Raw genomic sequence first — 16371 nt, 5'->3', positions numbered from 1 at the left:
CTTCTTTACAAGACGCTATGCGTGCTTCCCCGCAGGGGTACGCTTAGAAGCGAGTCATCTCCCAAAGGGAGACGCTTTAGCGCAACGAGCGTCGCGGAAAGTGCCGTGAGATATATATAAAGCGTTCAAGATGAATACCACGTTTTTAAACGTGGATTCCCTTCTGTCTTCTGAATGATCCTCAAAGGTGACGGATAAAGTATGCCGAAAACGTCAAATTTCGATGATCTATTTGTGCCATAAAACAGCACTAACTACAAATTAACAACTGAAAGTTACTCAAAAAATCGATTTAGGTAGGTAAAAAGTTATGGCAAATATCAATGGCACCAACGGTAATGATACCCTAGTAGGCACTCAGAACACGGACACGATTAACGGTAAAGCTGGTAACGACATCATCATGTATTCCAATGGCGATGATACCTTGACTGGTGGAGGCGGCAAGGATAAATTTGTTAGCATGGACGGCAACTCCTACTCTGAGAGTTTTAATACCATCACCGATTTCGGTGGTGTAGGTAAAGGAACAAACCCGACAGCAGCAGTCATTGCCGAAGTTGATACCCTGATATTCCAAGGTGATGGCTTTACTGCCCGAAATCTGCTGCTTACCCAGAATGGCAACAATCTGGAAATCACCTTTGAAGGAGTGATAAATACTTTCAAAGTCATCCTGCAAAACTTTGCCCTGGAAAACCTGGAAAACTTGAGCAAATCTACTGGAGCCACTGTAGACTTGGGTAATATCCTGTTTGATGGGCAAACTAGCATTACGGATAGCTTTGATGTTTTCAATGCCAACTCCACTCAAAGCACTATCTTTAATTTGAATACAGTCACGTTCCTTAACGACCTCTCCAATAATGTTAACGGCTTTGATAACTCAGATGATGTGATCAATGGTCAGGGGGGTGATGACAAAATTGACGGCAAAAGTGGCGATGACATGCTCAGAGGTGGTGCCGGGAATAATACTCTCATTGGTGGTGCGGGCAATGACACTCTCATTGCTAATCAGGGCAATAACTTGCTCTCTGGTGGCGATGGAAATGATTATGTCTTTGCCTCTGGTGACTACAGCGAGTACCGAGCAGGCTCAATTGTATTTCGCAATCCTACCTCTGGCAAAAACACCCTCTACGGTGGTGCTGGTGACGATACCTTGGATGCTAATTATTCAACAGGGAATAACACTCTCAACGGTGATGCTGGTAATGATAGCTTGAATGTTGACTATTCAACAGGTAATAATCTGCTTTCTGGTGGCGCTGGTAACGATTATCTCTCCGTTTCTGGCTTCCACGACGACCAATATGGATTTTTTAGTAGATTTTATGGCACAGGCAACAATACCCTCTACGGTGGTGCTGGTGACGATATCTTGGATGCTAATTATACAGCAGGTAATAACACTCTCAACGGTGGTGCTGGTAACGATACCTTGGATGTTAGTTATACAACAGGTACTAACACTCTTAACGGTGATATTGGTGATGATTACTTGAATGTTAACAACTCAAGAGGCAATAATTTGCTCTTTGGGGGCGATGGCAACGATACCTTCTATGGGGGCACTAGTGGCAATGATCAGCACGCTCTGGGCATTACTGGCAAAGATACGATCGATGGGGGTAAAGGTGATGATTTGTTGTCTTTCGATTACACCTATACTACACAAGAAATTACAACAAATTTCAATGCTACTACTAACATTGGATCAATTACAGCAGGCACGAATCTGGTTAGCTACAAAAATATCGAACGATTAGATATCGTAGGTACAGACTACGATGACAACATTGTGGGGAGCAATGGCAACGATACCCTCTCTGGGGGCAACATTGGCAATGATACGATTGATGGGGGTAAGGGTGACGATGTGTTGTTCGCCAATGGTGCCTATTATGCTACCGGAGGAATCACAACAAATTTCAATGCTACTACTAACATTGGATCAATTACAGCAGGCACGAATCTGGTTAGCTACCAAAATATCGAACGATTAGATATCGTAGGTACAGCCTACGATGACAATATTGTGGGGAATAGTGGGAACGATACCCTCTCTGGGGGCAATGCTGGCAATGATACGATTGATGGGGGTAAGGGTGACGATGTGTTGTTCGTTAATGGTGTCTATGCTACCGGAGGAATCACAACGAATTTCAATGCTACTACTAACACTGGGTCAATTACAACAGGCACAAATCGGGTTAGCTACAACAATATCGAACGATTAGATATCGTAGATACAGCCTACGATGACAACATTTTGGGGAGTAATGGCAACGATACTCTCTCTGCGGGCGATGGCAAAGATACGATCGATGGGGGTAAGGGTGACGATTTGTTGTCCGTAAATTATGGCAGTAGTTTCGAAGCAATAACTTCGACTTTCAATGCTACTACTAACACTGGGTCAATTACGAGAGGGATCAATAGTGTTAGCTACAAGAATATCGAACAATTAAATATCGTAGGTACACATAGCAGTGACAACATTGTGGGGAGTAATGGCAACGATACGCTCTCTGGCGGCTACTTTGGTGGCAATGACACCCTGACAGGTGGGAACGGTACTGATACCTTTAATTTCTATAATTACACCAAAGGTGTTGATACTATTTATGACTTCAACCCTACTAATGAATTGATTCAGCTATCGGCTTATGGGTTTGAAAGTCGCTTGTCAATAGGTTCACTTTCAGCAAGTCAGTTTACAATCGGAACATCTGCAACTACTAGTGAAGAGCGATTTATTTACAACAGCGCTACAGGTGCATTGTTCTTTGACCTTGATGGTAGTGCATCTGGGTTTATTCAGGTACAATTTGCACAACTATCTGCTGGATTGTCACTAACCAACAACAATTTTGTGGTTTTTAATCCTGATTAGCGTAAAGCTGCATATGCAAAGCCTTTGTTCAAATTCTTTGAGGGATGACAATGTAGCCGCTGGTGCGATCGCCTAATACGAGATTACGTTGTTCTCCCCAATACCACCAATAAGCAGCAACATAAGCGCAAATTAAGCTATCTAGCTTATCTTCGGTTGCTTTGAGTGCTGCGCCTGTGGTGGGGATTTCAAGAAGGAAGGAACCGCAGAGGCGCAGAGGGCGCAGAGGAGGAGAGAAAGAGGGGAGAATATCGAGAAGATAATTTTGGAGTTTGATTAATTCTAGGCGGCGCTCATTGAGGCGTCCTTTTTTGTATTTGAGGATGCGTTCTAAGTTGAATAGGTTAACGATTGCTGGGTGGGGAAAGACTTCTATTTGATATCGGCTGAGTTTTTGCGCTTCAATGGTGGGCGCGTGTGCAAAACCGCGTGATTCTAATTCTAAACCAAAGTTGATGGTGCGTTCTGCAAAGGGTAGGTTTTTGTTAGCTGGGTAGCATCCTGCATGATATCTGCCAAAGTACTTATGGCTGAGTTTGTCGGGAAGGCGACTCCCGCTATCGTTGGGTATGAGAGTAGGTGCATCTACGGCGATGATGGCTGGTTCATCTGGTTTTACTCTCTGATCAATCCAGGTGAGGATGTCTGCAATGGCTTCTTGGCGGTCTAGATCAAGTAGTTGCAGTTGTCCATCTATCCATTCTAAGCAACATAATCCACTTGGTTGTGATTTCCAACCTAAATCAATGCCAAGAAATTTCATGGTCATAACACGAATTTGTGATTATTTTCGCATTTTCGGGCAACCATTTACCTAAGTTTACTTGCTAAAAATCGTGGTAAATAATCTTATAATCTTAAGCAGCTTGTCTTAATTTATTTTATCTCGCAATAAATTAATCAAGATTATTCCAATGAAAATTTTATTTTTACATCCCAATTTTCCCTCTCAATTTCGCAACTTGGCGACAGTTTTAGGTAAAAATCCTAATTACAAAGTCGTCTTTGGGACAAATCGTCGTGAGGGAGAAATACCTGGCGTTTATAAAGCTATTTACACTCCTTCTCGTGAAGCTGCTCCCCAAACCCACCACTACGTTCGCAACCTGGAAAATGCTGTTCTCACTGCTCAGGCTGTGTATCGCGTGGCAGAAAACTTAAAAGCTCAGGGTTTCGTTCCAGATATAGTTTATGGTCATTCTGGTTGGGGACCGACTTTATTTATGAAAGATGTTTTCCCCAAAGCCGAATTATTGTGTTATTTCGAGTGGTTTTACCACGCTCACGGTTCGGATGCAGATTTTGATCCCAAGGAACCACTGAATGCTGATGATGAATGCCGCATCCGCGTAAAAAATGCGCCGATTTTGACTGATTTATATAGTTGCGATCGCGGTCTTTCTCCGACGAATTGGCAGCGACAGCAGTTTCCTAAAGAATATCATAGCAAAATCACTGTACTTCATGATGGTATTGATACCAATTTTTTTGTTCCCAAACCAGGCGCAAAGTTAGTTTTACCAAGAATCAATCTTGATCTTTCGCATGTAGAAGAGTTGGTAACTTATGTGGGACGGGGAATGGAACCTTATAGAGGTTTTCCGCAGTTTATGGAAACGGTGGCACTAATTCAGCAGCGAAGACCTAAGTGCCATGTGGTAGTTGTGGGAGAAGATAGGGTGGCTTATGGGAAGAATCTCCCCGATGGTCAGACTTATAAAAAATTAATGCTAGAAAAATTATCTTTGGATTTATCGAGGCTCCACTTTACAGATAGGCTACCTTACAATGAGTACCTTCAGGTTTTACAAGCTTCTTCTGCTCATGTTTATTTAACCCGTCCTTTTGTTTTATCCTGGTCAATGTTAGAAGTCATGGCAGCAGGATGTTTACTAGTAGCTTCTAAGACTCAGCCAGTATTGGAAGTCGTACAGGATGGGGTAAATGGACTGCTGGTAGATTTCTTTTCTCCGCAGAATATTGCTAATCGGGTTGAAGAGGCGCTGAATCATCCTCAGGAGATGAATGCAATTCGTGCGAATGCGCGAGAGACAATTTTGAAGCGTTATGATTTAGCGAAACTGTTACCACAGCATTTGCAATGGATGTTTGCTAGTAAAAGTTCTAATAGCTTGAAAAATCGCCCATCTTCTAAAGGATTTGGCAGAAATTAGATGATTAGTTTGGGTTGAGTTTTCCGAAGTTTAATTAAGGTACACTGAAGTTTTTTGATTGGGAAAAATTAATGAAACTAAGATATTTACAAAGAATAAATTAATAGCCTCAATGCGAATTATTTTTACCATTGCTCATTTTTTCAAACCTAGCGGTGAGGGTCGTCATGCTTCCCAACGCAAAGACTCACAACCCCGCTTGCAGGCGTTAACTAAAAGCCTTACCGCCTTACACCAATTATTTGGCAAATCTCAAAGTATCATCAACATTGCTCAACGACTAGCTTTCCCTGCTAACCAACCCCAGTCGCACGAACTAGATATTGTTATTTGTACAACCAAAGATAATCATCTTCTGAATCAGCTTCCCTTACCATCCCATTTATATAAGCATCATTCTACTAATATAGAACCTCTGCTTTTGGGGTTTGAATGCCAAGCTGTTTTACAAAGTTGTCTCGGTCAGTATGATTACTACTGCTTCCTTGAAGATGACCTAATTATTTATGACCCTTGGTTTTTTATAAAATTAAACTGGTTTACGCAACAAGCGGGTGATTTAAATTTGCTCCAGCCACATCGTTATGAAGTCTCTCCCCACGGTTTGGTTAACAAAGCTTACATTGATGGGGATTTAGCTTTGCGAGTAACTGCTCCTTTTCAAAATGTGCAAGAGCAGCAGGAACTAAAAGGTACAATTATGAATGCACCAATTACCTTTTGTCGTGCCCTTAATCCTCATTCAGGCTGCTATTTTTTGAATGCAAATCAGATAACTCATTGGGCTAATCAAACTTATTTTCTCGACCGCGATATTAGCTTTGTTGGGCCTCTAGAAAGTGCTGCCACGTTGGGAATTATGAAGACATTTCAGGTTTACAAAACCTCACCAGAGCAAGCAAGTTTTTTGGAGATTCAGCACTTTGGAACTGGATTTCTGGGGCTAATTGGAGGACGGGTGGGTTTAGCAGAAAGGTGAATGCTACAAGGTAATCATACAATAAATCCGGTTTCTGGAAGGCGATCGCAACCAACTGCCACTAGAAACGGAAACGAGTTGAGCGAACAAGTTATAGGACGTTTGCCCTTGGTATGCTTACCTTTTATCAAGTTAAAGTGCCGTCAGGTGCATTGGAGATAAACATTCCTAAATGTATGTTACAAATTCTTACATTTTGGTGTTAAAAAACTAAAAAAATCTAATTAATTATTATAGTCATGTTGCATGGTTATAATGCTTGTTTAAAAGTGTGACTATGACTGCTAGTACCCTGCTGCAATTTTAATGGTTCATGCTTAACCGCACAAAGCTAGTGTTTCACCTGCTAGGGGATGGACATCCTGCCTGTCCTTATTTAACTGGCTGAAGATGCCTTCTTGACAAAAACATCTTCATTCTGTTAAATATTTGGATTCTTGACTGAGAAGGCAAGGAACAGACTTTTATCCTGAGCAATCTGTCAACCAGAATATCAAATAGATGTCTTTGCTTCCACCTTGAAAACTGAGTTCTGATAGTTGCGGTTTCTGGCGCGAGTGAGAAGTTCTGTTTCAGAAGGTACTCTAATCTTTGACGCTAGCTTCAGAAACTCAAGGATTTTGATGAACCAAAATGTTGGGTCTGGAAGATAGGCAACCTGACCCTCTCGCACGGTTATGCCATGCCGGGCTGACCACTGGAATGCATGATGAAGATTATGCCAGCCTTCACCCAGGGTCAGAAACGCGACGAGCCAATGGTTCTTACTGTGGTCGTTGGTTATGAATGGTTGCTCACCCAGTATGTGGCTGAGTGAGTTGACGGTAGCAACACCGTGGAAGAGGACAGTCGTGCTGAGGAAAAAAGCGCCGAGATATTCAACTCCACCGATGTAGTACGAGAGCGCACCAAGAGCAACGGTGGGAATAAAGTGCAAACGGTCAACAATCTTCAAAATCACATTACTCTCAACATCGGTAGGAAGCTTCGAGGGAAAAAACTCTGGGGAGAATAGCCATCCAGCTTGAGACCACCAGAATCCTTTGATTCCCTTGAAAGGCATATAGGGGGAATGAGGATCTTTTTCCTGGTCTGAGCATTGATGATGCTCCACGTGGTGAGCTTTCCACCAACTTGGCCCCATCTGCCCAGCTGAAGCAGCCACGATGCTTCCAACGCATAGAACTGAGGTTGGAGCCTGGTAGCTCTTGTGGGTGAGTAGCCTATGGTAAATGCCAGTAGTTGCAAGCATTCGTATTACATATAACAACACGGCCCACAAGGCAGCACCCCACGATAAGCCAGTAACAATAATCAGTAGTGATCCTAAATGACTCACCACGATTAAAGTAGGCCCTAATATGTAAGAAATAATTGTCAGTTGAGAGTACTGCTTCATTAGTCTTTTAATGTCCTTAAGCTTCAAAATAGAAATGCACCATATCTTCGCCGCAGTTTAGCTCATGGACAGCAGAACGCCCACCGTTGCCAGCGTTAATACCACAGGGATATCTTGGCATAATTCGCTTGGAATATGAAAAGCAGCTTCAAACACAAGCGATGGCAAAAAAGTATTGAAAATGAGTTCCTTTGTAAGCGAATGGCACTAAGCAATTTCTGAGAAAGCAATTACGACCCTTGTTGCTATCAGTCCTACCGTGTATGGTAGTTGCACCCTCCAAGCAAGCATTGCCATGACAACTGCAATCAAAAGTAGGATCTTAATTAGTTCAATGCTCAGTCTTATGAAGTCAATTTTCGTCTAGCCATTGGTTACACTTACAATCCTTTAAGCTTACACTATTTGGGCTTTTTAGGGTTTTTAAATGGTTGCTCTATTTACGCCGTGTTGTATTATAGACAGTCCCGGCTAAGGTTTCACCTTTTCTAAGTGCCATTCCATTTTCGGCTAAAGTTGTAAAGCTTTCATCAACAGACTTCCCGGAGTGGAAAAATTAACTTACAATTCTCAGGTTAGTCCTCCTTCCTTTGACAAAAACTTAAATTTTGTCTATCTCTATAAATTAAAGATACATAAAGCGCTCAGATCAAGAGAAAAAGTATTGTTATTTACAGGGTCTTACGGTTTAGTATCAGGAGTTACGCAAAATCATGATAAAACGAACCGCAAAGGGGAGGCAGCGCGGTCTTGGGGGTTTCCCCCATGAGCGACTGCCGTCGCAAAGGACACAAAGGAATAATAGTTTCAGAGAGTTCTTGCGTAAGTCCTGAGTATTTCTATTGCCGTGCTATATAAACGCAACCTTCTGCATTGTTAATGTATCGACTTACAATGCGATTGTATCGATTTACAATGCGATTGTATCGACTTACAATGTGATTGTATCGACTTACAATGTGATTGTATCGACTTACAATGTGATTGTATCGACTTACAATGTGATTGCATCGACTTACAATGTGATTGCATCCATTTACAATGTGATTGCATCCATTTACAATGTGATTGCATCGATTTACAATGCGATTGTAGCGACTTTTTATTTACAGCAGACTACAGTAAGGCATTACAATGCCCACCCTATAATCTATTGTTACTACACAAAGTTGTCGTTTTATTTCATGAAGAGTTTCTATACCAATCCGAGTTGAGTTAAAATCTCTAATCCACAACGGCGAGTTGACCTGGAAAATGTCAAAATTAAATGAGTTTTGCGTAGGCGCATACTCCTACGGGGATCTTGCTACGCGTAGCGTCTCCTTGGCGCAGCCTCTCGTAGAGAAGAGTTGCGACTTGTCGCCAGACATTGCCACTTTACATAACGCGGATTTGAGATAACTAAGTTGAAATTTATGGGCAAGCAACGTGTTCTTTCTGGAGTTCAACCAACGGGCAATTACCATCTAGGCAACTACTTGGGAGCCATTCGCAACTGGGTAGAAGGTCAGAGCGAATACGAAAACTACCTCTTTGTGGCTGATTTGCACGCGATTACAGTGCCACACGACCCAACACAGTTGGCCGTTGATACCTACACTCTCGCTGCGCTCTATCTAGCTTGTGGTCTTGATTTAAATCACTCCACCATCTTTGTACAATCTCATGTTTCCGCCCACAGTGAACTCACTTGGTTGCTCAACTGCATTACACCTCTAAACTGGCTGCAAGATATGATCCAGTTCAAAGAAAAGGCACTCAAGCAAGGAGAAAATGTCAGTGCAGGCTTATTGGATTACCCTGTGCTGATGGCGGCTGATATTTTGCTTTACCAAGCCGATAAAGTGCCAGTGGGTGAAGACCAAAAGCAACATTTGGAATTGACACGGGATATTGCAGCTCGGTTAAATCACCAATTTGGTAAACCAGATCAACCAGTTCTGAAGTTACCAGACCCTTTGATTCGTAAGGAAGGGGCAAGGGTGATGAGTTTAGCAGACGGTACACGCAAAATGTCAAAGTCTGATCCTTCGGAGTTAAGCCGAATCAGTTTGCTAGATCCGCCAGAGCAGATTCAATACAAGATTAAGCGTTGTAAAACTGATCCGATTCGTGGGCTGACTTTTGATGATCCAGCGCGTCCAGAGTGTAATAACTTGTTAACGCTCTATACATTGCTTTCTGGTAAGAGAAAGGAAGATGTAGCAGTTGAGTGTCAGGATATGGGCTGGGGACAATTTAAGCCATTGTTGACGGACACGATAATTGAGTCCCTGAAACCAATCCAAGAAAAATATCAGTCAATAACGGCGGACAAAGGCTATTTGGAATCTGTGTTGCGGGATGGAGGGGAAAAAGCTAGAGCGATCGCAAATCAAACTTTATCACAAGTAAAGGCTGCTTTAGGCTACTCTCTTCCTTTATAGGTTTTCCCTTCAGGTGTGATTTGCTATACCATTTAATAAATGGAAGTTCTTAATTTTATGCATCACACCCATAGCCCCACAGCCTTCAAGAGAGCTGTACAAGCAGGTGAATTTCTAGTTACCGCCGAGGTAGCACCGCCGAAAGGAGGAGATCCAGCCCACATGATTCAAATGGCGGCGACCCTTAAGGGAAGGGTTCATGCTGTCAATGTTACTGATGGTAGCCGTGCAATGTTACGCATGTCTTCGTTAATGGCGTCGGTGATTTTGTCACAAAACGGCATAGAGCCGATTTGTCAAGTTGCTTGCCGCGATCGCAATCGCATTGGTTTACAAGCTGATTTAATGGGCGCTCATGCTTTGGGCATCCATAACATTTTAGCTTTGACTGGTGACCCAGTAAAAGCAGGCGATCATGCAGACGCCAAATCAGTATTTGATTTGGAAGCTGTGCGACTGCTGCAACTAATTCGGAAGATGAATCAAGGTGTTGATTGCAACGAGAAACCCTTGACTGATGGAGCGCTAGATTTATTTGTTGGTGCAGCGGTAGATCCACAATGTAAAAGCTGGTCGGGTTTGCAAAGTCGATTTGAACGCAAAATTGAAGCAGGAGCGCAGTTTTTTCAAAGTCAGTTGATTACCGATTTTGACCTGCTAGAAAAATTTATGGACACAATTGCCGCTGACTATAAAAAACCGATTTTGGCAGGAATTTTTCTGTTGAAATCGGCAAAAAACGCCCAGTTTATTAATAAGTGTGTTCCGGGTGTAAATATTCCCCAGCATATTATTGATAGATTGGCAAAAGCCAAAGACCCTTTTGAGGAAGGGATAAAAATTGCAGCCGAGCAAGTGCAAATAGCGCGGCAATTGTGTCAGGGTGTCCATGTGATGGCGGTGAAGCGTGAAGATGCGATCGCGCCAATTTTGGATTTAGCTGGGGTTGCGCCAGTTAATCAGTTGGTATCCAAGTAAACGAAATGATGGATTTTTTATTAAAGCAGATGGAAACAACCATCTGCTTTTTTTTACACTTAATCAGACATGAATACACTATTTTTGATAAACTTTCAATATCCAATTTTCGCTTGACTAAATCCAGGTGCAAACTGAAAAAATATTTTATAGTTTATTTCAAGCTTTTCCTAGCATATTTTTTACAATAATTGGCGAGCCGACTGTCAATGTCAACGCCTATGAATTTGTTTCAGTCGAACTAAAAGAAACTGCTTTTAGGATTGATGGGGTATTCATCCCCACAAATCAAACCACAAATCAACCACTGTACTTTGTGGAAGTCCAGTTTCAATTAGACTCAACTTTTTATAGACGCTTTTTTGCCGAAATCTTTCTTTACTTGCGTCAAAACGAATCAGTACATTTTTGGCGTGCTGTTGTTATTTATCCGCAACGAAGTTTAGATCCCACCGATCGGTTACCGTATGAGTTGCTGCTAAACAGTTCACAAGTGCAACGCATTTATCTAAATGAATTAGATACGGGGGAGAACTCACTTCAAGTTGCGATCGTTAAATTAATTATTGAAAGAGAAGAGATAGCCGTTGACAAAGGTAGGGAATTGATTTTACAAGCAAGACAAGAACTGACAGATGAAGCAACCAGAAAGCAAATTGTAGAATTAATAGAGACTATCCTGTTGTACAAATTTACCCGGTTAAGCCGAGAGGAGTTAGCAGAAATGTTGGGTATAGACGACGAATTCAAAAAGACAAGGATGTATCAATCAATCAAGCAAGATGGCTTGGAGGAAGGTCGGCAAGAAGGTCGGCAGGAAGGTCGGCAGGAAGGTCGGCAACAAGCTAAATTAGAAGCTATTCCTCGGTTGTTGGCATTGGGGTTAAGTGTGGAACAAGTGGCAGTGGCTCTCGATTTGACAGTGGCACAAGTACAACAAGCAGCCTAGAATCAGTTTGGCTGATAGTGGGCGCGCTTGAGTATTGCGCTTTATCTTTGGAAACACTTTGCTATATATTGCTTAAGCAAAGCGTGCAAGATATCAATAAAGTTTTTTACCTGAAGTGCGATCGCCTCTTTGATGTTTAATTTCACTAAATGAGAAGCGATGTCTACGACGGGCTATTCGGCGTCGCAGTTAAACACCTGGGTTACATCTTACCGTGTTGCATCACTTGTTGTAGATGTTGGCGAATCTCTTGTGCGTGTTCAATATCAGATTGCCGCAATTTTTGGAATAACTCTACACAAGGCTGAGAACCTGCTTGCTCTGCATCTTTGATGTAAATATCGTAAGCTTTAACGGCTTCAGCCTTGTTTTGCAAAACGGTAATAAAATCATACTCCAAGTTGCTAATTGGTTCTTGAGACTGTCCGTTACCTGTATTTGTAATCATTGCTTGACCCTCTTTTAGAATTTCTAATTAACTTTATACTCAGCCTTCAAGAGCAATTCATCTCCCAAAATGAGTATAGTTGAATACGTCGGAAGTACCTTATGAGGGTAAGTTAGGTACTAATACTTTTGGCTTAACAGCCGTCAAAGAAACCGATATGGTTTCAACTCTTTCTCCCTGCTCTCCCACTCCTCACTTCCTAATTTCATAGAAGTTTATCCAAGAGGTTGATTTTCATCACATTGACGTGAATACTGCAATTCCAACTCATTTTGCCGTTCCCTATCTCCTCTATGCACAATCGGGCACAATTTAGTGTTAGCGCTCATACAATCCATGTGTGGTGTCTTAGCACAGACTACAAGTAGTCCACCCAAAACAAACAACAAACCACAAATTGCAGCTGTATTAACCCAAGAAATTTCCAGCGCTCCCTGAACTACTACTTCTCGCAGGAGAGATACAATTGTTACCTCAACTGCTACCCCTACAGAGATACTATGTTCTTGCAAGTAGACCATTAACAGTCGAAATAACTCGACTAAAATCAACACAAATAGGATTTTTGCAGTCACATGTTTATAATCCAGTTGCTGCGTAATGGCGATAAATAACCCCCACAATTGCATCAGCATGACGGCAAACAAAGCCAAACACAAGACAATCACAATTAAGTCTTGGAAGGCTTCCATATTGCGAACAATTGAGTGCCGATCAAGCCAGCGATCACTAAATAAAAATCGACTCTTCAGGCGCTTTTGCATGTACATTTCATTCCAATCGGGACAAGTTAAGACAACACCAGCGAGTCAACCCAATAGTTTTATGTTATGCAATATTAAGCTTTTGCGCCTCAGCGAGGTTGGTAATTTAAATTTTGTGCCTGTTGCAACAATTGCTCGGCATTTTTCGTCCATTGAGGATTTTTCTGAGCATTGTATAAATCTCTGGCAAATTGGAATACTTGTACTGCATTTCCATATTGCTGTAGCTGCATAAAAACTAACCCTGCACCATAATAAGCGTTGGGATAGTTGGAATTAGCTTCGGCTGATTTTCTAAAAGCTTCTAATGCCTCTTGTGATTTACGTTGTTGAAACCAAATTGAGCCGAGATTGTAGTAAGCTTCAGGATACTTCGGATTAATTTTTACTGCTTGACGAAAGGCATCTTTGGCTTGATCGAGTTTACCTTCTTGGAGATAACACATCCCTATATGATAAGGAGGCTCTGGTGCATTTTTGCTATATTCTATGGCTTTTCTAAAAGATGCGATCGCTCGCTCACAATCTCGTTGCTGTTCTCGTACCAACCCCAAGTTATAGTGGGCAAATCCTAGTTTGGGATCAAGTTCTAAGGCGCGTTGCAAATAATCGTTAGCTAACTTTAAATTATTCCCTTCTAACAACGCACCACCTAAATTAGCAAAAGCTGGAGCAAATTTGGGATCGGCTTGCGTCGCTCGATAAAATGCATCCGCAGAGGGTTGTAATTGTCCCGTTTGTCGGAATGCTAGCCCTAAATTATAGTGCGCTGGTGCTAATGTCGGATCTAATTGGGCTGCTTGTTTAAAGGCGGCGATCGCATCTTGTACCCTTCCCGCCTGAATTGCCTGTAAACCTTGGTTTAACCAGTCTATGGCAGTTTTACCATTAGATTGTACCAGCTTTGAGGGGACAGGAGGAGATAAAGAAAGAGAAGGGGAAGGAATGCTAACAACCAGTATCAAACTTACTAACCCTACTATGCGATATTTAGATAATGATAATCCCATTGATTTCCTAACTTGCAACACTTTCAGTTAAATTTACTTCATCAGAAGTTTTTTACAAATATTTTTAATTTGCCATGAAAATTTGTGATAATTAATTTTTCTTAAGCTAAATCTTACGACAGACTACAATTTTTTGAAGTTTCGATTAAAAGAAGGATAATAATAAATTAAAGAAGGGGTAATTTTGACTCCAGAGAACCATTTTTTATCCCTGATATATACAGCAGAATAATGCGGTTAGGAAAGACTTACCGCAAGGGGAGTTTTATGAACGAAAAAGTAAAATCGGGTTCGCGGAATGTTGCAATTGTCGGGCCTTATTTAAGTGGAAAAACCACTTTACTAGAAAGCTTGTTATTTGTCACAGGGGCAATTTCCCGCAAAGGGAGTATTAAAGACAGCAATACAGTGGGAGATTGTGCTGCCGAGTCGCGCGATCGCCACATGAGTGTAGAAGTCAGCGCCGCTAGCACTGAGTATAGCGGTATTCGCTTCACTTTTATTGACTGTCCGGGAAGTGTAGAATTTGCCCAAGAAACGTACAATGCTTTAATCGGAGTGGATGCGGCAATTGTAGTTTGCGAACCCATACGCGAACGAGTCCTCACCCTTGCCCCTCTATTTAAATTCCTAGACGATTGGGAAATTCCCCACCTTGTCTTTGTTAACAAAATGGATCGGGCAAATATTCACGTTTTGGAAACATTGCACGCCCTCAAAGCAGTATCTAGCCGTCCTTTGGTAGCGCATCAATATCCGATCATGAACGGGGAACAACTCATCGGCTTTATTGATATGGTGAGTGAACAGGCATATCAATATCATCCAGGCGCACCTGCTGATCCCATCCCCTTTCCCGAAAGCTTAAAAGAAGAAGAACATATAGCACGAGCAGAAATGCTCGAAGCCCTAGCAAATTTTGACGACCATTTACTCGAAGAACTTTTAGAAGACATCGAGCCACCCCAGGAGGAAATCCTCAAAGATTTAAAAATGGAATTAGGGGCAGATTTGGTAGTGCCCGTTTTCTTTGGTGTAGCAGAACAAGATTATGGTGTTAGACCTCTATTAGAAGCCTTGTTACGGGAAGCCCCCGAACCAGAAACCACAGCAGAACGTCGCTTAAAAAACTTAAAAGGTGATACAGCCTTAGCACAGGTATTAAAAACTTACTACACTCCCCAAGGTGGCAAACTCTCTCTGGTGCGTGTTTGGCGGGGCAAATTAACTGATGGTATTGTCCTCAATGGCATTCGGACTGGTGGAATTTACCGCCTCATGGGACAACAACAGCAGTTTGTTAACCAAGTTAGTGCTGGTGAAATTGTCGCATTGAGCCGTTTAGAAGGAATCAAGACAGGGGATACAATCTCTATAGAACAGCAGTCTGCAATAGAATTACCCAAAGCTGTACAGTTGGAACCAGTGTATGCTCTGGCTATCACACCAGAAAAGCGCAACGATGAAGTTAAACTCAGTGGTGCCATTACCAAGTTATTGGAAGAAGACTGCTCACTTGCTTGGGAACAACACGGCGATACTCACGAAGTAATCTTGTGGGGTCAAGGTGAGATTCATTTGCAAGTCACCCTAGACAGACTGCGCCGCAAATATAACTTGCCGATGACAACCCACTTGCCGCAAGTGCCTTACAAAGAAACCATCCGCAAAACGGTAGCTTCAGTTCATGGGCGCTACAAGCACCAAAGCGGTGGTCACGGACAGTTTGGTGATGTTTTTCTGGAAATTAAGCCTTTACCACGCGGTACAGGTTTCAACTTTAATGAAACTATTGTCGGCGGCGTGGTTCCCAAACAGTACATTCCTGGAGTAGAAATGGGCGTGCGGGAATTTTTGACACATGGGCCTTTGGGCTTCCCAATAGTCGATTTGGCGGTAACTCTGACTAATGGTTCATACCACAACGTTGATAGTTCCGAACAAGCTTTTAAGCAAGCTGCCCGATTGGCAATGCAAACGGGGATACCCCAAGCGGAACCTACGCTGTTAGAACCAATTCTGCGGGTGGATGTTACCACACCTAGCGAATTTACCTCCAAAGTGCTGCAACTGTTGAGTGGTAGACGGGGGCAAATTTTAGGCTATGAGGGGAGAAACGATTGGCAAGGCTGGGATAATGTCTCTGCATACTTGCCACAAGCAGAGATGCAAAACTTTATTGTAGAGCTGCGATCGCTCACCTTAGGCGTTGGTTCCTTCCACTGGGAATATGACCATCTCCAGGAAGTGCCAGAAAAACTCGCCGAGCGTGTGATTCACAGCAATGGTAATAGTGCTAACGGCAACGGCAAGTAATTTTGGATTTTGGATTTCAGATTTTGGAT

The 16371-nt window shown here is 42.3% G+C and carries 13 protein-coding genes and 1 pseudogene; 8 read left to right on the top strand and 6 right to left on the bottom strand.

The window, feature by feature from the left end:
* Positions 1-310: 310 nt before the first annotated feature.
* Positions 311-2899: pseudogene (locus V7K46_RS27265) on the top strand (beta strand repeat-containing protein); the annotation flags it as partial.
* 28 nt (positions 2900-2927) lie between these two features.
* Here V7K46_RS27265 and V7K46_RS27260 read toward each other — a convergent pair.
* Positions 2928-3662 (bottom strand): DUF429 domain-containing protein, encoded by a 735-nt coding sequence (locus tag V7K46_RS27260; protein WP_335118820.1) that lies wholly within the window; start codon positions 3660-3662, stop codon positions 2928-2930.
* Positions 3663-3813: 151 nt separating this feature from the next.
* Here V7K46_RS27260 and V7K46_RS27255 point away from each other — a divergent pair, with 151 nt between their 5' ends.
* From V7K46_RS27255 to V7K46_RS27245, 3 genes are all read left to right on the top strand, one after another.
* Positions 3814-5073 carry a glycosyltransferase family 4 protein gene (locus tag V7K46_RS27255; protein ID WP_335118764.1) on the top strand — a complete coding sequence of 420 codons (1260 nt, stop codon included), beginning with the start codon at positions 3814-3816 and terminating at the stop codon, positions 5071-5073.
* Between the two features lie 112 nt (positions 5074-5185).
* Positions 5186-6052, top strand: a complete 867-nt coding sequence (locus V7K46_RS27250; RefSeq protein ID WP_335118762.1) for a calcium-binding protein — start codon at positions 5186-5188, stop codon at positions 6050-6052.
* Positions 6053-6214 carry a hypothetical protein gene (locus V7K46_RS27245; protein WP_335118760.1) on the top strand — a complete coding sequence of 54 codons (162 nt, stop codon included), beginning with the start codon at positions 6053-6055 and terminating at the stop codon, positions 6212-6214.
* A 331-nt stretch (positions 6215-6545) separates the two neighbouring features.
* Here V7K46_RS27245 and V7K46_RS27240 read toward each other — a convergent pair whose 3' ends face one another.
* Together V7K46_RS27240 and V7K46_RS32190 are read right to left on the bottom strand one after the other, a co-directional pair.
* Entirely contained in the window at positions 6546-7451 is a 906-nt protein-coding gene (locus V7K46_RS27240) for an acyl-CoA desaturase (RefSeq protein WP_335118758.1), read from the bottom strand.
* A gap of 839 nt (positions 7452-8290) precedes the next feature.
* The gene (locus V7K46_RS32190) at positions 8291-8536 is read right to left on the bottom strand and encodes a hypothetical protein (protein WP_442939878.1); all 246 of its coding nucleotides are present in this window, start codon (positions 8534-8536) and stop codon (positions 8291-8293) included.
* A gap of 330 nt (positions 8537-8866) precedes the next feature.
* Here V7K46_RS32190 and trpS point away from each other — a divergent pair, with 330 nt between their 5' ends.
* The 3 genes from trpS (at position 8867) to V7K46_RS27225 (ending at position 11804) form a co-directional block, all read left to right on the top strand.
* Positions 8867-9877, top strand: coding sequence for a tryptophan--tRNA ligase (gene trpS, locus V7K46_RS27235; RefSeq protein WP_335118756.1), 1011 nt, complete (start codon positions 8867-8869; stop codon positions 9875-9877).
* A gap of 57 nt (positions 9878-9934) precedes the next feature.
* Positions 9935-10855, top strand: coding sequence for a methylenetetrahydrofolate reductase (locus V7K46_RS27230; RefSeq protein WP_335118818.1), 921 nt, complete (start codon positions 9935-9937; stop codon positions 10853-10855).
* 127 nt (positions 10856-10982) lie between these two features.
* On the top strand, positions 10983-11804 hold the full coding sequence (locus V7K46_RS27225) for an Rpn family recombination-promoting nuclease/putative transposase (RefSeq protein WP_335118754.1): 822 nt from the start codon (positions 10983-10985) through the stop codon (positions 11802-11804).
* A gap of 202 nt (positions 11805-12006) precedes the next feature.
* Here V7K46_RS27225 and V7K46_RS27220 read toward each other — a convergent pair whose 3' ends face one another.
* The 3 genes from V7K46_RS27220 to V7K46_RS27210 form a co-directional block, all read right to left on the bottom strand.
* Complete coding sequence (locus V7K46_RS27220; protein WP_335118752.1) at positions 12007-12252, bottom strand: hypothetical protein; 246 nt, start codon at positions 12250-12252, stop codon at positions 12007-12009.
* A gap of 215 nt (positions 12253-12467) precedes the next feature.
* Positions 12468-13022: a phosphate-starvation-inducible PsiE family protein gene (locus V7K46_RS27215; protein ID WP_335118750.1), complete on the bottom strand. Its 555-nt coding sequence runs from the start codon at positions 13020-13022 to the stop codon at positions 12468-12470.
* Positions 13023-13105: 83 nt separating this feature from the next.
* Positions 13106-14026, bottom strand: coding sequence for a tetratricopeptide repeat protein (locus tag V7K46_RS27210; RefSeq protein WP_335118748.1), 921 nt, complete (start codon positions 14024-14026; stop codon positions 13106-13108).
* Positions 14027-14293: 267 nt separating this feature from the next.
* On the opposite strand from V7K46_RS27210, the gene V7K46_RS27205 reads away from it, so the two are divergent.
* A complete protein-coding gene (locus V7K46_RS27205) occupies positions 14294-16342 on the top strand; it encodes an elongation factor G (protein ID WP_335118746.1) in 2049 nt (682 codons plus the stop codon).
* The last annotated feature ends 29 nt before the right edge of the window (positions 16343-16371 follow it).

Origin of the sequence: Nostoc sp. (assembly GCF_036917395.1) — a bacterium.
Lineage (GTDB): Bacteria > Cyanobacteriota > Cyanobacteriia > Cyanobacteriales > Nostocaceae > Nostoc.
This window is presented reverse-complemented; position numbering and strand designations above follow the sequence as displayed.